This window comes from Nitratireductor luteus, from assembly GCF_026162365.1.
GTDB classification, from domain to species: domain Bacteria; phylum Pseudomonadota; class Alphaproteobacteria; order Rhizobiales; family Rhizobiaceae; genus Chelativorans; species Chelativorans luteus.
Genome location: NZ_JAOANW010000012.1, coordinates 155,119 through 175,775 on the forward strand (window position 1 = coordinate 155,119; position 20,657 = coordinate 175,775).

The window sequence follows — 20,657 nt, forward strand, 5'->3', positions numbered from 1 at the left end:
CGGCATTTTGCATTCAGGCGGGACCACCTGACATCGGCAGAAATGCGAAAACGGGAAGATTGAGTGTCCTTCGTGCGTCCACATGGACGCGCGACGCTCCAGGGATGGGCCAGCGGATTGACGCGTGGATTTTTCATAACGTTCGAAGGCGGCGAGGGTGCCGGCAAGTCGACCCAGATACGCCTCTTGGCCGAAGCGCTCGCAGCCGAAGGTAGCGAGGTGGTGGTAACGCGGGAGCCCGGCGGCTCGCCCGGCGCCGAGGCGGTGCGTCATGTGCTTCTCTCGGGCGCCGCCGAACCGCTCGGCCCCACTATGGAGGCCATCCTGTTTGCCGCCGCGCGCTCGGACCATGTTGAGCAGGTCATCCGCCCGGCGCTGGGCCGGGGCGCCGTCGTGCTGTGCGACCGCTTCTTCGATTCCTCGCGGGTCTATCAGGGCGTGACGGGCGAGCTCGACAGCAACTTCATGGCTGCCCTCGAGCGGGTCACCATCAACGGCGCAATGCCCGATCTGACGATCATCCTCGATATTGACCCGCAGGAAGGGCTGCGCCGCGCCGTCGCTCGCAGAGGAGAGGAAAGCGCCGACCGTTTCGAAAAGGAAACCGTGGACATGCACCGCCGCCGGCGCGAGGCCTTCCTTGATATAGCGCGCCGGGAGCCTGAACGCTGCGTCGTCATTGACGCGTCCCTGCCACCGGAGGAGATCGCGGCGCAGGTCCTGGAGATCGCACGGCGCGCGATGAACAGCCGCCGGGAAAAGGACGCCAAACATGTTTGAGCGGATGGCGCCCGAACAGCACGACACGCTGCCGGATATTCCCGAACCCGGCGAGAATCCGTTTTTGGCCGGACATAAGGAAGCCAGGGAGGCGCTCGCTGCGGCCTACCGTTCAGGCAAGCTTCACCATGCCCTGCTTTTCGCGGGGCCGCCCGGCATTGGCAAGGCCACGCTCGCCTTTCACTTCGCCCAGCATATCTTTGCCAATCCCGATCAGAAAAGGGCTCCCGGAGAACTTGCGTTGCCGGATCCTGTCTCGCAAGGGTTTCGCCAGGCGGCACAGGGGGCTCACGCCGGGCTCCTGCATCTCACGCGCCCCTATGTCGAGCGTGACAAGAAGTTCAAGACGGTCATCACCGTTGACGAGATCAGACGCGTCAGCCGGTTCCTCTCGCTGACGCCGCCCGATGGCGGGTATCGCGTGGTGCTCGTCGACCCGGCCGATGATATGAATATCAGCGCAGCCAACGCATTGCTGAAGAACCTCGAGGAGCCGCCGGCAAGGACGCTTTTCATCCTGATCGCGCACTCGCTGGGACGCCTGCTCCCGACGATCCGCTCGCGCTGCCAGGTGGTCAAGCTTCAACCGCTTCAAAGTCCCGAGTTGGAAGACCTCCTCGGCAGGCTAGGCGCCGACATGCCCGACGAAGCGGGTCAGCGCCAATTGCTCATCGAGCGGTCGCGGGGAAGCGCCCGCAGCGCGGTCCTTCTGACTCAGTTCGGCGGGCTGGAACTGACGCAGGTGCTGGACCGCCTCATGGGCGGTCGTAGTTTTGACATCGCCGAAGCCCATCAACTGGCGGAGGCGGCGGCTGGACGCGACCGACAGGTGCAGTTCGATATTCTCAACCGCGCCTGCCTCGATCTCCTGTCCGATACGGCCGCCGACGCCGCTAGCGCCGGCGATATACGGATCGCTGAAAGGCTGGCCGCCGAATGGGATGGGCTGGCACGGGCGATAGGAGAGGCCGAGACGTACAACCTCGACCGCAAGCAGCATGTCCTCGGCATGCTGGCGCGGCTGCACCGGGCCCTGAACGCATGAACGCATGGCAATCGGCCGCGCGATGCGCTATCTGGCTGTGACTCGAAAAACCATCCCAAGACGATCCGGATACTCTGCTCAATGGCGCGCGAAAAGTTCTATATTACGACAGCGATTTCCTATCCGAACGGCAGCCCGCATATCGGCCATGCCTATGAGCTGATTGCCACGGACGCGCTGGCTCGTTTCCAGCGTTGCGACGGCAAGGACGTCCTCTTTCTCACCGGCACCGACGAGCACGGCATCAAGATGCTGCAGACGGCGCGCAAGGAAGGGATATCCGCCCGGGAACTCGCCGACCGCAACACCCCGAAATTCCAGCGCATGGCGGAAGCCCTGAACGCGTCCAACGACGATTTCATCCGCACCACCGAGGATCGCCACCGCATCGCTTCCCAGGCGATTTGGAAGGCCATGGCGGACAGGGGCGACATCTATCTGGGCAGCTATTCCGGCTGGTATTCCGTTCGCGACGAAGCCTATTACGGCGAGGAAGAGACCATTGTAGGCGAGGACGGGGTGCGCTACGGGCCGCAGGGAACACCTGTCGAATGGGTCGAGGAGGAAAGCTATTTCTTCAAGCTTTCGGCCTATCAGGACAAGCTGCTGGAACTCTATGAAACCAACCCCGAGTTCATAGGCCCGACCGAGCGGCGCAACGAGATCGCCAGTTTTGTCAGGCGGGGATTGCGCGACCTGTCCATCTCCCGCACCACGTTCGACTGGGGCGTGCCGGTGCCGGGGGACGAGAAACACGTCATGTATGTGTGGGTCGACGCGCTAACGAACTACATTACTGCAGCCGGATATCCTAATGAAAACGCTGAGCAATGGCGGTACTGGCCTGCGGACGCGCACATTATCGGCAAGGATATTACCCGCTTTCACTCGATCTATTGGCCGGCCTTCCTGATGTCGGCCGGCATCGACCTGCCGAAGCGCATTTTTGGTCATGGCTTCCTGTTCAACCGCGGGGAGAAGATGTCGAAGTCGGTCGGCAATGTGATCGACCCCTTTGCTCTGGTGGAGCATTACGGGCTCGACCAGGTGCGCTACTTCCTGTTGCGCGAAGTGCCCTTCGGCCAGGACGGCAGCTACAGCCACGATGCCATCGTGAACCGCACCAACGCGGACCTCGCCAACGATCTGGGCAATCTCGCGCAGCGCTCGCTGTCGATGATCGCCAAGAATTGCGGCGGTCAGGTTCCGGCGAGGGGAGCACTTGCGGAGGCGGACGAGAAAATACTGGGGCAAGCGCTCGATGCGCTGGAGACGGCGCGTGATGCCATGACCCGGCAGGCCATTCATACGGCGCTGGCGGCGATTTTCGAGGTGGTTGCCGAGAGCAATCGCTATTTCGCAGGGCAGGAGCCGTGGGCCCTCAAGAAAACCGACCCGGCCCGCATGGAGACAGTGCTCTACACCACTGCCGAAACGATCCGCCGGATTGCGATCCTGTGCCAGCCGTTCATCCCTGCTTCGGCTGCCAAGCTGCTCGACCTTTTGGCAGTTCCTGCCGAGAAGCGGGAGTTCGCGGATGTCGGCATGGACGGGGCATTGGAGTCGGGCACGCCGCTGCCGCCGCCACAGCCGGTTTTCCCCCGCTACGTTGCGGAGAATGGAGCGGCGGAGGTCTGAATGCTTGTCGACAGCCACTGCCATCTCGACTTCCCGGATTTTGCTGATGAACGTGATGCAGTCATCGAGCGTGCGGGTGAGGCCGGGGTCGGGCTCATGGTCACGATTTCCACGCGCGTGCGCCGCTTCCCGGAAATCCTGGCAATAGCAGAATCTTACAAGAACGTGTTCTGCACGGTGGGCACGCACCCGCACAATGCCGGCGAGGAAGCGGATGTGTCCACGCAGGAGCTGATCCGGCTGGCCGGGCATCCGAAGGTGGTGGGCATCGGCGAGGCAGGGCTCGACTATCACTACGACAAGGCGCCGCGCGACCTCCAGGCGAGCGGGTTCCGCACGCACATAGCGGCCGCGCGTGAGACCGGCCTGCCGCTCGTCATCCACGCACGGAATGCCGATGCGGACATCGCGGCCATCCTGGAGGAGGAAACGGGGAAGGGGACCTTCCCCTTCATCCTGCACTGTTTCTCGTCCAGTCCCGAACTGGCGCGCAAGGGCGTGGAGCTTGGCGGCTACATTTCCTTTTCGGGCATCCTGACCTTCAAGAAATCCGAGGAGATCCGCGAGATCGCACGCAGGGTACCGCGTGACCGGCTGCTCGTGGAAACGGATGCGCCCTATCTTGCCCCCGTTCCGCATCGCGGAAAGCGCAACGAGCCATCCTTCGTGGCCCATACCTCGGCCGTGCTTGCCGACACGATCGGGCTCAGCGCCGAAGAGACGGCCGATCTTACCACAGCCAATTTCCTGCGCGTCTTCAATAAGGTGCTGCCGGAAGCCGGGCAGGGCATCTGAGAATGGGAGACCGGCTGCGGCTGACCATATTGGGTTGCGGCTCCTCGCCCGGCGTTCCGCGCATCATCGGCGACTGGGGCGCCTGCGATCCCGCCAATCCACGCAACCGCCGCACAAGGGCGGCGGCCATGGTAGAGCGGGTGGCGGGGAATGGAATGACGACGCGCGTCGCCATCGATACCGGTCCGGATTTTCGCGCGCAGATGATCGATGCCGACGTCAGGACACTCGACGCGGTCGTCTACACCCACCCTCATGCCGACCATATCCATGGCATAGACGATCTGCGCGGCTATGTGCTTGCACAAAAAAAGCTGATGGATATCTACGCCGACCGCCCGACCATGGAACGGCTCAGGGAGGCCTTCGGCTATTGTTTCGAAACGCCTGCCGGCAGCAACTACCCGCCTATTGTTGCGCCTTATATCATCGGCCATGACGATGCATTTGCAATCGAAGGAGCCGGTGGGCCGCTCACTTTCACGCCGATACCGCAAATCCATGGCGATATGCTTTCACTCGGTTTCCGCGTGGGGAACATGGCCTATTGCTCGGATGTCAGCGCATTTCCGCCCCAGGCGATGGAACGTCTGCAAAATCTCGACCTGCTGGTGATCGATGCGCTGCAGTATCGGTCGCATCCCAGCCATTTTTCGCTTGATGAGGCGCTCGAATGGATAGAGCGGTTGGCGCCGCGCCGAGCCGTTTTGACCCACATGCATACACCTCTGGACTATGCCGTGGTGGAACGGCAGACGCCGGATCATGTCGCTCCCGCATATGATGGCATGGCAATTGAGATCCCAGCTTCAAGGGACTGACATTCAAGGACAATATGATGTCAAAAAGCATCGACCGCGTTCGACGTTCCGCTGAGGAACATGGGTTGAAGATCGAGATCAGGCGTATGGGTGAATCCACGCGCACGACGGAGGAAGCTGCGCAGCAATGCGATTGTGCCGTGGCGCAGATCGTGAAATCTCTGATCTTTGAAGGTGGCGAAACCGGGCGACTGTATCTCTTCCTGGTCTCCGGTTCGAGGCAACTCAATCTGGCCAAGGCATCGGCACTGGTCGGCGAGCCGCTGAAACGTGCCGACCCCAGGCGCATCCGAGAAGAAACCGGCTTCGCGATCGGCGGCGTTTCTCCACTTGCCCAACCAGACACCGTGCGCCGCTACGCCGACAGGAGCCTGTTGGCGTTCGACACCGTCTGGGCCGCTGCCGGCGCGCATGATGCCGTATTCTCTGCAGAACCGGCGGCCTTGCTGGCGGCGGCCAAGGCCGAAAGCGCCGACATCGTATAGGCCGGGTAGAGGGCTGGGATATCGCTCGTCTGTTCTGGAGCAGCATGGCCGCCAAATCCGTCGCTGATCTCTAGGACTTCCGCGCTTTTATGACGAGCGACGGCATATCGAATTCGATCGTGCCGCCGTCGATCACGAAGGGCCTGAGCACCGTCTCCGACTCCTTGAGAAGCCGTTCGAACTGTTCGTCTGTCAGCACGCCGCCGAGCGTCCACACACAGGCGCGTTCGGTCGACACAAGCGCATCGATTGACTTGAAGCGGACTTTTCCATTGCGCTGCACAACCTCCGCGTCCTCAATGCCTGCTTCATTGCAGATTTCATACAGCCGTCCGGCATCGCCAAGACTGAACGGCGTGCGGAATGCATTCCCCACCTCCTTTCCGAACAGGTGGTCGAGCGACAGCGCGAAGGCGCAGTATCCTGGCGAGTTCTCGACTGCATCGCACACGGCGACCGCCAACCGTCCGCCCGGCTTCAGGACCCGCATCATCTCGGCGAGCGCCTTCGGCTTGTCCTCAAAAAACATGAACCCGAACTGACTCACAACGGCATCGAAGCGATGGTCCGGCAAAGGAATCGCCTCGGCCGTTCCTTCCAGCCATTCGATCTGCGCGGGCTTGCTGCGCGCAACCGCCAGCATTTCCGGATTGGCGTCAAGCCCTACAACCGAGCCCGAAGGGCCGGCGATCTCGGCTGCGGCAAGCGCCAGAGCGCCGGTGCCGCAGGCTACATCGAGTACACGGTCGCCCTTCTGCACCCCCGCCTCCACAGCGATGATCGGGCCCCATTGGGCAAACAACGCGGGCACGAAGTGGATGTCGTAAATTTCAGCGGGGCTGCGCAATTGGTCAAGCGTGGTCATGGTCTCTCCTCCACCCTATCGTTGTCAAACCGGCCACCTGGTGGATATGCCGGCACATACAGAGTATGCTTCGTGGATGGTCCAGGCCCATGACCAGATGTCTTCATTGCTTGCCACATCGTCCACGGCACTCGGTGCGGTGCGGTCGGACGGCGCATCAGTAGCGGTCGGGTCGTCTGCCCAATACAGGATGCACGGCACCGATCCGCTTTCGGACGTCCTACGTACGGTCAAACTGTCGGGCGCGTTGTTTTTCCTGGTCGATGCGTCCTTCCCCTGGGGCGTGGAGGTGCCGCACGCAGGTGCGTTTTCCTCCATCGTCCTGCCAGGCGCCCAGCATGTCGTCTCCTACCACATCATGCTGAAGGGTAGGGGCTGGGTGAACATACCCGGCGTTACCTCGACCTGGTTCGAGGCTGGCGAGGTCCTGGTGTTCCCGCATGGCGACCCATACTCGATGCTGTGCGAGCCCAACCAGCCGCCGGAATTCGATGCCGAAGCGACCATCGATTGGTTCCGGGACATGGCAGCCGGCAAACTGCCATTCGTCAGCAAGGAAGGCGGCGGCGGCGAGCCGCGCAGCGAATTCGTCTGCGGCTTTCTCGGTTGCGATATGCAGCCGTTCAATCCCGTGCTCTCCACCCTGCCGCGTCTTTTGCGGATCAAGCGGTCCCGCGATGGGCGCGAAGACCTCTTGAGCCATCTCATCGACCTCACTCTTGCCGAGGCGCGCCAGCAGAGGGTTGGCGGCGAGTCCATTCGGCTGAGACTGAGCGAACTGGTTTTTGTCGAGGTGATGCGCCAATATCTGGAGACCCTGCCGGCCCGTGAGACGGGCTGGCTTTCAGGCCTGCGCGACCCTGCAATCGGCAAGGTATTGGTCATGCTCCATGAGCAGCCCGCACATCCGTGGACGCTGAACGAGCTGGCGAGCCGGGCCAGCATGTCGCGTACCGCGCTTGCCGCACGCTTCTCCCACGTCGTGGGTCACGCTCCGATGCAGTATCTGACGCTCTGGCGCATGCAGATTGCCGCGCGCCTCCTTGCGGACAGTTCCATGAAAGTAGCCGCGGTAGGTCATGAGATCGGCTATGAATCCGAGGCGGCCTTCAGCCGGGCGTTCAAGAAGACCGTGGGCGTCTCGCCCGCTGCATGGCGTGACGGCGCCGTTCAAAGGTTCTGTAGTGCAGGGTGATACGCTTTTGTGCACATCATTCGCGCAGCGTTCCGTTGCCGGCCAGAAGTCGGAAAGGATGGCGAAGGGCAGGGCGATCCTTGCGGTCATTGCCAAAAGCCAAGAACAACGGCAAAGAGGCGACTCATCAATTCGGAGAAGCGGCCATCGACGCGTCAGTTTCCGCTTGGGTTGAACGGTTCATCCAGGAAAACTTGCCGATCAGTCCGGTTCCATCGGTGCCTGAAATTCTTTTGCACCGTGCAGGTCCATGGAGTGGATTGTCGCGACTTGCCGAAAGGGTTGAGGATTTCGGCGCACCTTACTGGGCATACGATTGGGGTGGCGGTCTCGCACTTGCTCGCCATATTTTGGACAATCCGGAAATTGTCGTCGGCCGACGAGTACTCGATCTGGGCGCCGGTTCCGGGATCGTCGGCATTGCTGCGATGAAGGCGGGCGCAAGGGAAGTAGTCGCCGCCGACACCGACCCCTGTGCCATGGCGGCGATAGACCTAAATGCCGCAGTCAACGGCATTCCAATTGTACCTATTCGGGGAGACCTGACGGTCGTGCCGCCACCGACGGTTGACCTTGTGTTGGTTGGTGACCTTTTCTACGATCACGATCTTGCCGAACGCGTCACCAGCTTTCTCAATCAGTGCCTTGAAGCAAACATCAGTATCCTGATCGGCGATCCATGGCGCGCCTTTCTGCCTCGCACGCGGCTGCAACTGCTCGCCGAATACCCGGGTCCTGATTTCGGAGACATCAGTCGGGTTGGGCAGCGGAAGAATGCGGTCTTTTCATTCGAACCTGCGTGCCGACAGGTGCACCCATGTCGTGCTTCGGAATAAAACCCATCCCGCCATCTGTCAAAGCTAATAGAACTGCGTCGCGTTCAGCAAAATAGAAATGCGACACAGATCTCTCGGCCCGCTTCGACGCGAGCCCCCGATCGGGCGGCGCTGGTCGGGGGCGATCCAGCCTGGCTCCCCCGGCTTTAGCTTTGACAGCCTGATCGCGACACGGTGGGAAAGGGCAGGGACCGAGGCTTTGCTGCCCTTTGATGCTTCTGCTGGAAAGCCGTGATTGAGCCCGAACCGGTCCTTCCCCGTACCTTCATCAGCGGCAAAGGTGGGTGGGGAGCCGACGCTCCATGCGAACCCTTGGGGCGACCGCTTGCGCGACATAACTGCCATTCAGTTGAATAGCCTTTGACAAGATACTGGACAACGTGCTGGTCAGGAGCGTCAAACGGAGGGACGTTGTGCCGCGACGACCAAGCTTGGCATCGGAATTCTGTACAGACCATCCGCGAGAAATCCGCCAGCGCGCTCATCGATCTCGTCACGGATCCGTTTCCGGGTCTCGGGAGCCTGTTTTTCAACAATTAGCGGCACGCGGACACCAAAGGTCATGAAGAAGTCGAAGAAGCTTGGGCCGGGCGTATGCAGCACGTTGGGAACTTCCTCGAACGATATGCCGGCGAAGCCAGCGCTCTCCATTTTTTCGGACACGAGGTTCCGGTCGGAGAGCACATAGGCATCAGGAGCCGGGTCGGCGAGCGTCATGTCCGCGTGGTTCCGCAAAACATCGAACAGCATCCGGTAGCACTCCGATTCTGCTGGGCCAAGCCACTGGCTGAACACAAATTTCCCGCCCGGAGACAGGACTCGGAAGGCTTCTCGCATTACCCGGTCTGGATCAGTCACATGGAACAGGCCAATATTGCTGAGAACGGCATCCATGCTCTGATCGCCAAGCGGCATCTGCTCCATGTCTCCGACCTCAAACTTGGTGCCGGGAAAGCGCCTGCGCGCTTCGGTGATCATGTTGTTTGAGAAATCTATACCAGTGGAAGACGCACCCAGTATGTCCGCACAGGCCGCGACGTATCCTGGGCCACACCCCGCGTCGAGCACCTTGGCCCCCGGGAACAGGTTTGCACGAGCCAGTAGCGCGGGGATCGATTGCAGCGTGGCCCGGGCGGTAGCGTCAGAGTAGCTGCCGGCCCGTGCGTCCCAGCCGGAGCGCTCGCTCTCCCGAAACTCGTCGTAAGCCACCATTCTCCCCCTTAGCACCGTCGGCCTGTGTATTTGGCTCCGTTACGAGCGAGAAAGTCAAGGAAGGGGTCAATCCCGTCGTTCATCACACCCGTTGTCAGCGACGGCAACGGGTCGAACACGTCCGTACCGATTGTCAATCCGAACGTCGTGAAAGTCCGCGACTGAGCCATTCAGCTGTGCCGAATGGCACTCTTCGCCCAGCACGGACATTGCCGTGAGCGAGATGGTAGCCAGTTCGCGGCGCGGCGCAACAATCACTCGGTAGCCCTCAGTCTTGCAAGGGCTTCCTCGCGCCGCGCGTTGACGGCCGGATCGTTCACGAAATCCGTCCGGCGCCCAGGCTTGCGGCCACGCTTCTGAGAGCCATTGCTCACGCTGCCGTCTGGAATGCCGAGCAAGTGGTTTGTCAGCTTCTCGCGGGCAAGCGTCGGACCGAAATCGGCATAATGCGCGCGCACCAGGTCGAGCACATGATTGCGGAACGCATCGGTGTGCCGGCGGTTGCTCGGCCAGCCGCGCTTCTTCGATACGAGGCCGGCGGCGCCGTCGCGGTCATAGGCCTGCAGCAGCCTATGAACCTGGCTTCGGCTGAGATGCAGCAGCTCGGCCGCCTGGACGACGCTCAGCCGGCAGTCGCGGATCTTCTGGATGGCTTCGAGACGATGCAATTCTCTTTGCGACAAAGTGACAAGACAAGGCATGGCGACTCCGCAATGGCCCGGTCTGGCGACCGTGATTGTGAAAACGCCAACCTTCCTTTCCTCGTAGGTTCGACCAGAGGGCCGAGCGCGGCGTGTGTCGCATCTCTAACTTGCCCAAGTATCGCATTACCAAATAGCCGTTACACCATCAAATCGCATAAGATAGATTATGGAACATATGCGCATGCGGACGATCACGGCTTTGGATCAAGAAACCCATGTCAGGGCCATTGGTTACAAAGGTTTCTTCGTCCACTTTGCAATGACACCGACAATGCCTTCGCGGAAAAGGAGCACGGCGATGACGAAGATGGCCCCTTGGATGATCGTCACCCAATCGCCAAACGACGCGAGATAGTTCTGCATGGTCACGATCACTGCGGCACCGACCAGCGGACCGAAGACCGTTCCCATGCCGCCCAGCAGCGTCATCAGCACAACCTCGCCCGACATCGCCCAATAGACGTCGGTAAGAGAAGCCAGCTGGAACACGATGGCCTTGGTCGCGCCGGCTAGGCCCGACAAGGCCGCTGACAGCACGAAGACGGCCAGCTTGTAGCGATTGACTTGGTAGCCGAGCGAGATCGCGCGCGCTTCGTTCTGGCGGATAGCCTTCAACACCTGTCCGAATGGCGAATGGATGATCCGATAGATAAGAAGGATACCGCCGAAGAAAATCGCCAGAACGAAGAAGTACAGAGGTTCGGGCCGGCTGAGATCGAAGAGCCCGAAGAGATGGCCGCGCGGTACCGCCTGTATGCCGTCCTCACCGCCGGTGAACGGCGCCTGCAGCGAAAAGAAATAGACCATCTGGGCGAATGCCAGGGTGACCATGGCGAAATAGATCCCCTGGCGGCGGATCGCCAACGCGCCGAAAACCAGGCCCAGCACGGCCGCTATCAGCGTACCGGACAGAATTGCGAGTTCCGGCGTCAGGCCCCAGACCTTGGCCGCGTGCGCGCTGACATAGCTCGCCATGCCGAAATATGCCGCGTGGCCGAAGGAAAGCAGGCCGCCATAGCCCAACAGGAGATTGAAGGCAGAGGCGAAAAGCGCAAAGCAAAGGACCTTCATCAGGAAGATCGGATACAGCATGAATGGCGCGACCAGCAGGCCCGCCAGAAGCAGTGCGAACAGCACCAGGTGGTGGCGCGGCATCCAGGCAGGCTCGCGCACAGTGGGCATCGCAGCAGCCGCCACCACGTCGCTTTCTCCCGCCATCAGATTTCCCTCCCGAACAGTCCGGCCGGCTTCACAAGGAGCACGATGGCCATGATCACGAACACCACCACTGCGGAACCTTCCGGATAGAAAACGCGCGTCAGTCCCTCGACCAGACCTAAACCGAAGCCGGTGATGATGGAGCCGAGGATCGACCCCATGCCGCCGATGACGACGACGGCGAAGACGACGATGATGAGGTTTTCGCCCATGATCGGGTTCACGGAATAAATCGGCGCTGCCAAAACGCCGGCAAAGGCCGCCAGAGCCACACCGAAGCCGTAGGTGGCCGTGATCAGGAGCGGCACATTGATACCGAACGCGCCGACCAGCGTCGGGTTCTCCGTCGCCGCGCGCAAATAGGCGCCGAGCCTGGTCTTTTCGATGACGAACCAGGTGCCGAAGCAGACGATTGCCGATGCGAGGATGACCCAGGCGCGCGAGACCGGCAGGTACATGAAGCCAAGATTATAACCGCCAGACAAAAGTGCCGGCGCGCTGTATGGCAGCCCGGAAACGCCGAATTGCTGCTTGAAGATGCCGGTGATGATGAGTGCGAGTCCGAAGGTCAGAAGCAGGCCGTAGAGATGATCGAGATGGTAGAGTCGGCGGATGAACAACCTTTCCATGATCACGCCCAGGAGACCCACGATCACCGGGGCCAGAAGCAGCGCCCACCAGTAACCGATCCCGAGATAGTTGAGCAGCATCCACGCGACGAAGGCCCCCAGCATGTATTGCGCGCCGTGCGTGAAGTTGATGATGTTGAGCAGTCCGAAGATGACCGCCAGGCCAAGGCTCAGTACGGCATAGAATGAACCGTTGATAAGGCCAAGGAGCAACTGGCCGAAGAGCGCCTGCGGTGGAATTCCGATGAGTTCGAACATGCGTTTGGTCCCGTCCCCGTCAGACTATGCGGGCGCGGCGGAGCGCGCCCGCATGAAGGCCGCTACTATTACTGTTTGGCCATCTCGCACTCGCCGTCTTCGATGGAACGGAAAGCCTCTTCCGCCGGAATGGTGGCCAGGAGCTTGAAATAGTCTTCCTCGCCTGCCGATTCGTCCGGCGACTTCACTTGGAGAAGATACATGTCATGCATGTGCCGGCCATCCTTGCGGATGGTCGCCTCGCCAAAGATGGGATCGTTCGACGGGTTGGCCTTCATCCATTCCAGAACTGCGTCGGCATCGTCGCTGCCGACCGCTTCAACGCCCTTCAGATAGTGCAGGACGGCGGAATAGACGCCGGCCTGAACCATCGTCGGATTCTTGCCGTGCTTCTCCTTGAAGCGAGCGGAGAACGCTGCCGTGTCTTCGTTGCGGTCGGCGAGGAAGGCATTGGTCAGGACCAGGCCCTGAGCCGTTTCAAGCCCGAGTGCGGCAACATCGGTGGAGAAGATCAGCAGACCAGCTAGGCTCTGACCGGCCTGGACGATGCCGAACTCGGCCGCCTGCTTGATGGAGTTGACCGTGTCGCCGCCGGCATTGGCCAGGCCGATGACCTTGGCGCCCGAAGACTGGGCCTGAAGCAGAAAGGACGAGAAGTCGCTCGAGCTCAGCGGGTGGCGGACATTTCCAAGAACCTTGCCGCCCGATGCCTCGACCACGGCCGCCGTATCACGCTCAAGCGCATGACCGAAAGCATAGTCGGCGGTCAGGAAGAACCAGGTGTCGCCACCCTGCTCCACCATGGCTTTGCCGGTGCCGTTAGCCAGCGAATAGGTGTCGTAGGTCCAGTGGATGGTATTGGGCGAGCAGGCCTTGCCGGTAAGATCCGACGTTGCAGGGCCCGAGGCGAGGAAGACCTTGTCCTTCTCGCGGACCACCTCGTTGACGGCGAGCGCCACCGAAGACGTCGGCACATCGACGATGACGTCGACCTCATCGGTATCTATCCACTGGCGGGCGATGTTTGAGCCCACATCCGGCTTGTTCTGATGATCGGCCGAAAGGATCTCGACCGCTATGTCTTTGCTGGCGGCATCGAAATCCTCGACGGCCATGCGCGCGGCAACGACCGAGCCTTCGCCCGCAAGGTCGGCGTAAAGGCCCGAGCGGTCGTTGAGGACCCCGATTTTCACGTCCGTTTCGGCGAGAGCCGGAACGGCCATTGCGGCAATGGCGGCCGTTGCAAGCAGTGCCTTTGCAAGTTTCATGCGTCTTCTCCTCCTGCGTTTCGACCCGTTTAAACTTTTTCAGGGCCGGGTTTTGCCCGTCGGCTCACACGCCCAGATAGGCGTGCAGCTTGTCCATGTTGGCCTCCAGTTCGGCCTTCGGGATGATGTCGATCACCCTGCCCTGCTCGACCACATAGTGACGGTCGGCAAGGGAAGCGGCGAAGTGGAAATTCTGCTCGACCAGCACGATGGTGAAACCCTCGCGCTTGAGCCGCGCAATCGTCGCGCCGATCTGCTGCACGATGACCGGCGCCAACCCCTCCGTGGGTTCGTCGAGCAACAGCAGCTTGGCGCCGGTGCGCAGAATGCGGCCGATGGCCAGCATCTGCTGCTCCCCGCCCGAAAGCTTGGTGCCCTGGCTGGAAAGCCGCTCCTTGAGATTAGGGAACAACTCGAAAATGCGGTCGAGACTCAGGCCGCCAGGCTTCACCTGGGGCGGCAGAAGCAGATTTTCCTCGACGGAGAGACTGGCGAAGATGCCGCGCTCTTCCGGGCACAGCGCAATGCCCTGGCGGGCGATCTTTCGCGCTGGCTCACGGATCAGTTCAGTGCCACCGAACCGCACCGAACCCGTGCGCTTGGTCAGGATGCCCATGATGGCCTTGAGGGTCGTCGTCTTGCCGGCGCCGTTGCGACCGAGCAAGGTCACGACCTCGCCCTCCTGAACGTCGAAAGCCATACCATGCAGCACATGGCTCTCGCCATACCAGCCGTGCAGATCGGAGACGGACAAAAGCGCTTCACCGCTCATTTCGGCGGCTTTGGGTTCCGTTCCGGCGATAGCCGCCTCACTCATGGCCACCTCCGATATAGGCCTCGATTACGCGCTCATCCTTTGAAATGGATGCATAGTCGCCCTCGGCCAAAACCTGGCCACGTGCCAGCACCGTGATGCGGTCGGAAAGATCGGCCACGACCGACAGATTGTGCTCGACCATCAGCACCGTACGGCTCTTCGCCACCCGCTTGATGAGCGCCGAGATGCGGTCGATGTCCTCCTGCGTCATGCCGGCCATCGGCTCGTCAAGCAGCAGCATTTCCGGATTGAGTGCCAATGTCGTGGCGATTTCGAGCGCCCGTTTGCGGCCATAGGGCAGTTCTTCCGCCAGCGTGTCGGAAAACTCCGTCAGCCCGACCTCCTCGAGCAGGGCGGCGGCCCGATCGTCGAACACGGAAAGAACCCTTGCCGACCGCCAGAAGTCGTAGCTGTCCCCCCGCTCGCGCTGCAGCGCAATGCGAACGTTCTCGACCGCCGTCATATGCGGAAACACCGCCGAGATCTGAAAGGATCGCACCATGCCCAGACGCGCGATGCCCGCCGGCGGCAACGACGTGATGTCCTGGCCGTTATATGTGATCCGCCCGCGCGTCGGCGACAGGAACTTCGTCAGAAGGTTGAAGCATGTCGTCTTGCCGGCGCCATTGGGGCCAATCAGCGCATGGACAGATCCCCGCTGAACGGAGAGATCCACGCCGTTGACCGCGAAAAAGCCCCGGAATTCCTTGGTCAGGTCTTGGGCGGCAAGTATCACCCCGTCGCTCATGCGGTCAGTTCCTCCTCCATGCGGCTGTGGGGGCGTCTTCTATTGCGGTGGGCGGCCCTCCTCCCTGGCCTCCCCTCGCGACGTTCTCCCTTGCACTCGCGCTCGCCCAAGCAATGCACGAGCGCACCAAAGATGCAAGCGCTTGAGATTGCGCCACAACGCGGGCGCAACATAAAAACCGCAAGGAATGCTGCGAATGCGAAGTCCTACAACACGCTACTAGACTTTAGTCGTATACTCCCGTCTCATCCCCAAACGGAACAGGGCAGCCAACAGCCGTTGTGGACAAGCGGGGGTAGCGCATTTCCGACTTCGCAATAATGGAATCCTTCGGCTACGATCGCCCTTATGGAACCTTCCCGCGACATATCCCGCCTCCTGGAAATCATGCAGCGATTGCGTGATCCCGAGACAGGCTGCCCCTGGGATGTGGAGCAGGATTTCGCTTCCATTGCGCCCTATACGCTGGAAGAGGCTTATGAGGTGGCGGACGCGATCCAGAGGGGCGATCTCAAGGATCTATGCGATGAGTTGGGCGATTTGCTGCTGCAGGTCGTCTTTCACGCGCGCATGGCGGAGGAGGAGGAGGCATTCGATTTCGGCGACGTGGTCGAGGCGATCACCGCCAAGATGATTCGCCGGCATCCCCACGTCTTCGGCGACGCACAAAGCCGCTCGGCAGGCATGGCAAAAGGCATGTGGGACCGGATCAAGGCTGAGGAAAAGACTGCCCGGAAGGCCCGACGCGAAGCGGCCGGACATGGCGTGGAACCGGGTTTCCTCGACGACGTACCGCTCGCCCTGCCCGCGCTGACCCACGCGCTCAAGCTTCAGCAGAAAGCGGCGCGGGTCGGGTTCGACTGGGGTGACGCCGGGCCGGTGCTGGACAAGATCGAAGAGGAGATCGGCGAGTTGCGAGCCGAGATCGCGGCCGGGAACGGTAAGGCGGTGTCGGAGGAGTTCGGCGACATGGTCTTTGCCCTGGTCAATCTCGGTCGCCATCTGGGGGTCGATGCCGAGGCCGCGTTGAGCGCTACGAACGCCAAGTTCCGGCGTCGTTTCCGTGCCGTGGAAGACGGCGTGAAGCGCAATGGCAAAGCGCTCGGCGAAGCCCCACTGTCGGAGATGGAGGCGCTTTGGCAGGATGCGAAAAAAGACGAAGATCGTAAGGCTTGATCCGCCGAAGTACGGCGGACTCCCCTACCCCCGTGTTTCCTCTATCCGGCGGCGGATTTCCTCTCGTGCGGCTCCCGTGGCGCGAAGGCGCAGGGTCAGCGAGCCGTCGTCGTGATGTTTTCGCTCCAGCACGTCGCCATTTCGGTGGATCCAGTCAATGAGCGCCATCTGTCCGGCGTTCAAGGTCACCGTCATCTCGCTGAGCGCGCCTGAAACGCGGTTTTCGATCAACGCCAGCAAGTCGTCGATCCCTTCGCCGGTGACGGCCGAAACCGCCATAGTCGGCTTCCCGCCGGAACTCGACGCAAGAACGCGCTCGCGATTGGCGGCGTCGAGCCGGTCGATCTTGTTCCAGACCTCCAGGACATGCCGCTCGTCGCCTGCATCCACGCCAAGGCTATCCAGGACCTGATGCACGTCCTCGGCGTGGGCCATGGTATCGGGGTCCGATATGTCGCGCAGGTGGATCACCAGGTCCGCCTCGACGACCTCCTCCAGCGTCGCGCGGAACGCGGCGACCAGATGGGTAGGCAGGTCGGAGATGAAGCCCACCGTGTCCGACAGGATGATGATCGTGCCGTGCGGAAGCCTGATACGGCGCAGGGTCGGATCCAGTGTTGCGAAAAGCATGTCTTCCGCAACCACGGCGGCTCCGGTCAGGTGATTGAAAAGCGTCGACTTTCCCGCGTTCGTATAGCCGACGATCGCGACCACGGGGAATGGGACCTTCTTGCGCTTGGCGCGGTGCAGGTCGCGGGTGCGGCGAACGGTTTCCAGTTCGCGCTTGATTCGGATGATGCGTTCCTGAAGCAGCCGCCGGTCGGCCTCGATTTGTGTCTCGCCAGGACCGCCCATGAAGCCGCCGCCGCCACGCTGGCGCTCAAGGTGGGTCCAGCTCCTGACCAGCCTGCCACGCTGATATTCCAGATGCGCCAGATCAACCTGCAGGCGACCTTCCTTGGTGCGGGCACGACGGCCGAATATCTCGAGGATGAGACCGGTGCGGTCCAGCACCTTGGTCTTGAGTTGTCGTTCGAGATTTCGTTGCTGTACCGGGGTGAGTTGATGGTCGACCACCACGAGCTCGGCGCCGGCTTCCTCCGCAATCGTCGCCAGTTCGTTCACCTTGCCAGTGCCGATCAGCGTTGCCGGGCGCGGGGCGGACAGGACGACGATCTCGCTGTGAACGATGTCGAGATCGATAGCCTCGGCCAGCCCCATGGCTTCGGCCAGCCTCGCATCCGGTGTCAGCGTAAGCCGTGGGCGCCCTGTCCCATCCTGGGCCTGGAACCGCGCCTGCGTGAGGATGGGCGCTACGACAATAGCTTTCGCCTCGGCCCCCGGCATGCCGGGTCCCTCGATATTGCCCCTGTCAGCCCCGAAAATGTCGGACAATCAGCCTTCCCGACTGGCTTCTTCCGCCTCGAATAGCTGCACGGGCTGGCTCGGCATGATAGTCGAGATCGCGTGCTTGTAAACGAGCTGCGAATGGCCATCGCGGCGCAGAAGGACGCAGAAATTGTCGAATGAGGTTACGACGCCGGTAAGCTTTACGCCGTTGATGAGAAAGATCGTCAACGGGTTCTTGCTCTTGCGTACGGTATTCAGGAATAGGTCCTGCAAGTTTTGCGATCTTTCCGCCATTGTTCTTCTTACCATCCCGTGCGGCAGGCCGTCAGTAGCGCAAACTTGACCTCCGCTGTCAAGCATGGCTCCCTCGGCTATCAGGCCCGGCGCGCAGGTCGCCAAACCGTGCCGTGTTCTGCGGCGACCCGTTGTTTTCTACAAATAGAAGCTCTCGGATAGAACTTCCACAAGCTATCCTATCGCTCCGTATGTTCATCAAATTGATAAACACTCCTTACGGTGGTTAACAGGCACGACTTTTTTCCGCAATGTCAAAAAATGCATTCCGCAACGATAAGGTGAGAGAGCCGGGGTGGCCATTGGCCACCGTTCTCCCGTCGATCTCGACCACCGGCATGACAACCGTCGTCGCGGCCGTGATAAACGCCTCTCTCGCTTCCTGTGCTTCCTGCACCGTGAAGGCGCGTTCCTCGACCGCCAGGTCCATCTTCGCGGCAATGTCCATCACCGTAGCGCGGGTCACCCCGCGCAGAATACCGAAATCGGCCGGCCTCGTCACAAGCGTTCCGTCCTGGGTGACAATCCAGGCATTGGTCGCAGCCCCTTCCTTGACCGAGCCGTCATGGTCGATGAACCAGGCTTCGGCGGCGCCCGATCTGCGTGCCTTCTGACGGGCAAGCACGTTCGGCAGCAGGCCCACCGTCTTGATATCCACCCGCTCCCAGCGATTTTCCGGAACGGATATGACCTTGATGCCGGTTTCAGCGCGTTTTTCGGCCGCTGCCCGGCTGGACCGCTTCGCGGTTACGACGATCGCGGGGGCGACGTCTCCTGTCGGAAAGAAATGGTCGCGGGGGGCGACACCACGTGTCACCTGAAGATAAACCAGGCCGTCACGTACACCGTTGCGGCGGACCACTTCCCTCATTACGAGTTCAAGCGCCTTGCGGCTCATCGGCCAGCCGATTTCGAGCTCGCCGAGCGAGCGGCCGAGGCGATCGAGGTGCCGCGTCATGTCCATGATGAAACCGCGGGCCACCTCGCAGACCTCGTAGACACCGTCGGCGAACTGGTATCCGCGATCCTCGACATGCACGGCGGCATCGGCATGGCGAACGTAACGGCCATTCACATAGGCAATACGCGGCATCTATACTTACCCCCTGTCTTGGAAATGTGGGCCTGCGCCGAGGTCGATCAGAAGAATTCAAGGCTGACGCGAAAGAGCTGCTCGACCTGCCGGACAGCGCCTTCAAGCGCGAATATGACGACACGGTCCTTCGGCTTGATGCGCAGCGATCCGCTGGGCTTGATGACCGCGCCATCGCGATAGACCGCACCGATGCGCATGCCATCCGGCAGTTCCTGCTCGCTCAACGGAGGGCCGACCAGCGGCGACGTCTCGAGCGCTTCGGCTTCGATGATTTCGGCCGCACCGCGCTGTACGTTATGGACAGCGCGAATCCGACCGCGCCGCACCTGCTGCAGCACCTTGGAGATAGTGACCGCGCGCGGATTCATCTGCGCGTCGATGCCCAGGGTCTTGGCGAAATCGTGATAGGTCGGATTGTTGATGAGGACTAGGTTGGACTTGCAACCCAGGCGTTTGGCAATGACGCTCGAAAGGATATTCACCTGATCGTCGTTGGTCAGCGCCACTATGAGATCGGCGTGGTCGATGTCGGCTTCAAGCAGCAACTTCTGCTCCAGCGCGCTGCCGTGAAGCACGACGGTGCGGCGCAGTTCGTCTGCGATGGCCACGGCCCGATTGCGGTTGCTCTCGATGATCTTGACCTTGGTGCGGCTCTGCTTGCGTTCCAGCGCATGCGCCACATACAGGCCGATATTGCCGCCGCCAGCGATGACGATACGGGTCGCTTCGCGCTCTTCATGGCCGAAGAGGCCGAGCGTGCGGCGCACCTGGTCCTTGGTGGTGATAACATAGGCCATGTCGCCGGCCATAAGCTGATCGTCCGAATGCGGCACGAACAGCCTGCCGCCGCGCGAAACGCCCACGACCGTCGATGGCAGGTCTGGGAAAAGCTCGGTGAGTTGGGCGAGCGGCGTGTTGATGACCGGGCATTCCTCCAGACACTCGATCGCCACCATGGCGATATGGCCGTCAGCAAAACGCACAACGTCCGTCGCGCCGGGGAGTGCGATGCGGCGTAGCACCATTTCGCCGACCTCTATTTCAGGCGAGATGATCACGTCGATCGGCAGATGATCGCGCGAAAACAGGTCCATGTAGTGCGACTGCAGGTAGGATTGCGACCTGATGCGGGCGATCTTGGTTGGCACGTTGAACAGCGAGTGGGCCACTTGGCACGCGGTCATGTTCACTTCGTCAAAAAGGGTCACGGCGATGATCATATCGGCCTGCTGCGCGCCTGCTGCGGCCAGCATGTCGGGATGCGATCCGTGGCCCACGAAGCCCCGCACGTCGAGCGTGTCGCGCACGGCGCGAATGAGGTCGGCCGAGGTATCGATGACGGATACGTCGTTCTGCTCGGCGGCCAGCCGTTCTGCAATGCCATAACCGACTTGCCCTGCGCCGCAAATAATGACTTTCATGACCCG

20 protein-coding genes and 1 pseudogene are annotated in these 20,657 nt (G+C 61.3%); 9 read left to right on the forward strand and 12 right to left on the reverse strand.

Features of this window, described 5'->3' with window-relative positions; all coding sequences use genetic code 11:
- The first annotated feature begins 117 nt into the window (after positions 1–117).
- The 6 genes from tmk to N1058_RS17295 all read left to right on the forward strand — a co-directional run bounded on the left by tmk (position 118) and on the right by N1058_RS17295 (position 5,564).
- Positions 118–780: a dTMP kinase gene (tmk, locus tag N1058_RS17270; RefSeq protein WP_265518843.1), complete on the forward strand. Its 663-nt coding sequence runs from the start codon at positions 118–120 to the stop codon at positions 778–780.
- A complete protein-coding gene (locus N1058_RS17275) occupies positions 773–1,825 on the forward strand; it encodes a DNA polymerase III subunit delta' (protein ID WP_265518844.1) in 1,053 nt (350 codons plus the stop codon). Before tmk ends, N1058_RS17275 begins: the two co-directional genes overlap by 8 nt.
- Before the next feature lie 81 nt (positions 1,826–1,906).
- Complete coding sequence (gene metG, locus N1058_RS17280) at positions 1,907–3,463, forward strand: methionine--tRNA ligase (RefSeq protein ID WP_265518845.1); 1,557 nt, start codon at positions 1,907–1,909, stop codon at positions 3,461–3,463.
- Entirely contained in the window at positions 3,464–4,258 is a 795-nt protein-coding gene (locus tag N1058_RS17285; RefSeq protein WP_265518846.1) for a TatD family hydrolase, read from the forward strand. It abuts the gene before it with no gap.
- A gap of 2 nt (positions 4,259–4,260) precedes the next feature.
- Positions 4,261–5,079, forward strand: a complete 819-nt coding sequence (locus N1058_RS17290) for an MBL fold metallo-hydrolase (protein ID WP_265518847.1) — start codon at positions 4,261–4,263, stop codon at positions 5,077–5,079.
- An 86-nt stretch (positions 5,080–5,165) separates the two neighbouring features.
- Positions 5,166–5,564 carry a YbaK/EbsC family protein gene (locus N1058_RS17295; protein ID WP_338040698.1) on the forward strand — a complete coding sequence of 133 codons (399 nt, stop codon included), beginning with the start codon at positions 5,166–5,168 and terminating at the stop codon, positions 5,562–5,564.
- A 70-nt stretch (positions 5,565–5,634) separates the two neighbouring features.
- On the opposite strand, the gene N1058_RS17300 is transcribed toward N1058_RS17295, so the two are convergent.
- A complete protein-coding gene (locus N1058_RS17300) occupies positions 5,635–6,429 on the reverse strand; it encodes a methyltransferase domain-containing protein (RefSeq protein WP_265518849.1) in 795 nt (264 codons plus the stop codon).
- Between the two features lie 46 nt (positions 6,430–6,475).
- Here N1058_RS17300 and N1058_RS17305 point away from each other — a divergent pair, with 46 nt between their 5' ends.
- Both N1058_RS17305 and N1058_RS17310 read left to right on the forward strand, forming a co-directional pair.
- Complete coding sequence (locus N1058_RS17305) at positions 6,476–7,624, forward strand: AraC family transcriptional regulator (protein WP_265518850.1); 1,149 nt, start codon at positions 6,476–6,478, stop codon at positions 7,622–7,624.
- Positions 7,625–7,713: 89 nt separating this feature from the next.
- Positions 7,714–8,460, forward strand: coding sequence for a class I SAM-dependent methyltransferase (locus N1058_RS17310; protein WP_420848009.1), 747 nt, complete (start codon positions 7,714–7,716; stop codon positions 8,458–8,460).
- A gap of 396 nt (positions 8,461–8,856) precedes the next feature.
- Here N1058_RS17310 and N1058_RS17315 read toward each other — a convergent pair whose 3' ends face one another.
- The 7 genes and pseudogenes from N1058_RS17315 to N1058_RS17345 all read right to left on the reverse strand — a co-directional run bounded on the left by N1058_RS17315 (position 8,857) and on the right by N1058_RS17345 (position 15,314).
- Positions 8,857–9,672, reverse strand: coding sequence for a class I SAM-dependent methyltransferase (locus N1058_RS17315; protein WP_265518851.1), 816 nt, complete (start codon positions 9,670–9,672; stop codon positions 8,857–8,859).
- Between the two features lie 285 nt (positions 9,673–9,957).
- Positions 9,958–10,373: pseudogene (locus N1058_RS17320) on the reverse strand (helix-turn-helix domain-containing protein); the annotation flags it as partial.
- Between the two features lie 234 nt (positions 10,374–10,607).
- Positions 10,608–11,594, reverse strand: a complete 987-nt coding sequence (locus N1058_RS17325) for a branched-chain amino acid ABC transporter permease (protein WP_265518852.1) — start codon at positions 11,592–11,594, stop codon at positions 10,608–10,610.
- Positions 11,594–12,481: a branched-chain amino acid ABC transporter permease gene (locus N1058_RS17330; protein ID WP_265518853.1), complete on the reverse strand. Its 888-nt coding sequence runs from the start codon at positions 12,479–12,481 to the stop codon at positions 11,594–11,596. The genes N1058_RS17325 and N1058_RS17330 overlap by 1 nt, the downstream gene beginning before the upstream one ends.
- A 68-nt stretch (positions 12,482–12,549) precedes the next feature.
- Positions 12,550–13,749 carry an ABC transporter substrate-binding protein gene (locus N1058_RS17335; RefSeq protein ID WP_265518854.1) on the reverse strand — a complete coding sequence of 400 codons (1,200 nt, stop codon included), beginning with the start codon at positions 13,747–13,749 and terminating at the stop codon, positions 12,550–12,552.
- Between the two features lie 64 nt (positions 13,750–13,813).
- Positions 13,814–14,521 carry an ABC transporter ATP-binding protein gene (locus N1058_RS17340; protein WP_420848010.1) on the reverse strand — a complete coding sequence of 236 codons (708 nt, stop codon included), beginning with the start codon at positions 14,519–14,521 and terminating at the stop codon, positions 13,814–13,816.
- Positions 14,522–14,558: 37 nt separating this feature from the next.
- Positions 14,559–15,314 carry an ABC transporter ATP-binding protein gene (locus N1058_RS17345; protein WP_265518856.1) on the reverse strand — a complete coding sequence of 252 codons (756 nt, stop codon included), beginning with the start codon at positions 15,312–15,314 and terminating at the stop codon, positions 14,559–14,561.
- A gap of 348 nt (positions 15,315–15,662) precedes the next feature.
- Between N1058_RS17345 and mazG the strand changes: the two genes are divergently transcribed.
- Positions 15,663–16,490: a nucleoside triphosphate pyrophosphohydrolase gene (gene mazG / locus N1058_RS17350; protein ID WP_265518857.1), complete on the forward strand. Its 828-nt coding sequence runs from the start codon at positions 15,663–15,665 to the stop codon at positions 16,488–16,490.
- A gap of 24 nt (positions 16,491–16,514) precedes the next feature.
- On the opposite strand, the gene hflX is transcribed toward mazG, so the two are convergent.
- The 4 genes from hflX to trkA form a co-directional block, all read right to left on the reverse strand.
- A complete protein-coding gene (gene hflX / locus N1058_RS17355) occupies positions 16,515–17,837 on the reverse strand; it encodes a GTPase HflX (protein WP_265518879.1) in 1,323 nt (440 codons plus the stop codon).
- Between the two features lie 48 nt (positions 17,838–17,885).
- Complete coding sequence (gene hfq / locus N1058_RS17360) at positions 17,886–18,134, reverse strand: RNA chaperone Hfq (RefSeq protein ID WP_265518858.1); 249 nt, start codon at positions 18,132–18,134, stop codon at positions 17,886–17,888.
- A gap of 226 nt (positions 18,135–18,360) precedes the next feature.
- Complete coding sequence (locus N1058_RS17365; RefSeq protein ID WP_265518859.1) at positions 18,361–19,227, reverse strand: D-amino-acid transaminase; 867 nt, start codon at positions 19,225–19,227, stop codon at positions 18,361–18,363.
- 47 nt (positions 19,228–19,274) lie between these two features.
- A complete protein-coding gene (gene trkA / locus N1058_RS17370) occupies positions 19,275–20,651 on the reverse strand; it encodes a Trk system potassium transporter TrkA (RefSeq protein WP_265518860.1) in 1,377 nt (458 codons plus the stop codon).
- Positions 20,652–20,657 lie beyond the last annotated feature (6 nt).

Bases quoted from the DNA above. Each gene is read 5' to 3' on its own strand.
- N1058_RS17305 (WP_265518850.1), top strand. From the start codon at position 6,476: ATGCCGGCACATACAGAGTATGCTTCGTGGATGGTCCAGGCCCATGAC.
- N1058_RS17345 (WP_265518856.1), bottom strand. From the start codon at position 15,314: ATGAGCGACGGGGTGATACTTGCCGCCCAAGACCTGACCAAGGAATTC.
- N1058_RS17275 (WP_265518844.1), top strand. From the start codon at position 773: ATGTTTGAGCGGATGGCGCCCGAACAGCACGACACGCTGCCGGATATT.
- N1058_RS17285 (WP_265518846.1), top strand. From the start codon at position 3,464: ATGCTTGTCGACAGCCACTGCCATCTCGACTTCCCGGATTTTGCTGAT.
- N1058_RS17295 (WP_338040698.1), top strand. From the start codon at position 5,166: ATGGGTGAATCCACGCGCACGACGGAGGAAGCTGCGCAGCAATGCGAT.
- hflX (WP_265518879.1), bottom strand. From the start codon at position 17,837: ATGCCGGGGGCCGAGGCGAAAGCTATTGTCGTAGCGCCCATCCTCACG.
- N1058_RS17335 (WP_265518854.1), bottom strand. From the start codon at position 13,749: ATGAAACTTGCAAAGGCACTGCTTGCAACGGCCGCCATTGCCGCAATG.
- N1058_RS17330 (WP_265518853.1), bottom strand. From the start codon at position 12,481: ATGTTCGAACTCATCGGAATTCCACCGCAGGCGCTCTTCGGCCAGTTG.
- metG (WP_265518845.1), top strand. From the start codon at position 1,907: ATGGCGCGCGAAAAGTTCTATATTACGACAGCGATTTCCTATCCGAAC.
- N1058_RS17365 (WP_265518859.1), bottom strand. From the start codon at position 19,227: ATGCCGCGTATTGCCTATGTGAATGGCCGTTACGTTCGCCATGCCGAT.
- N1058_RS17315 (WP_265518851.1), bottom strand. From the start codon at position 9,672: ATGGTGGCTTACGACGAGTTTCGGGAGAGCGAGCGCTCCGGCTGGGAC.
- N1058_RS17300 (WP_265518849.1), bottom strand. From the start codon at position 6,429: ATGACCACGCTTGACCAATTGCGCAGCCCCGCTGAAATTTACGACATC.
- mazG (WP_265518857.1), top strand. From the start codon at position 15,663: ATGGAACCTTCCCGCGACATATCCCGCCTCCTGGAAATCATGCAGCGA.
- hfq (WP_265518858.1), bottom strand. From the start codon at position 18,134: ATGGCGGAAAGATCGCAAAACTTGCAGGACCTATTCCTGAATACCGTA.
- trkA (WP_265518860.1), bottom strand. From the start codon at position 20,651: ATGAAAGTCATTATTTGCGGCGCAGGGCAAGTCGGTTATGGCATTGCA.
- N1058_RS17290 (WP_265518847.1), top strand. From the start codon at position 4,261: ATGGGAGACCGGCTGCGGCTGACCATATTGGGTTGCGGCTCCTCGCCC.
- N1058_RS17325 (WP_265518852.1), bottom strand. From the start codon at position 11,594: ATGGCGGGAGAAAGCGACGTGGTGGCGGCTGCTGCGATGCCCACTGTG.
- N1058_RS17340 (WP_420848010.1), bottom strand. From the start codon at position 14,521: ATGAGCGGTGAAGCGCTTTTGTCCGTCTCCGATCTGCACGGCTGGTAT.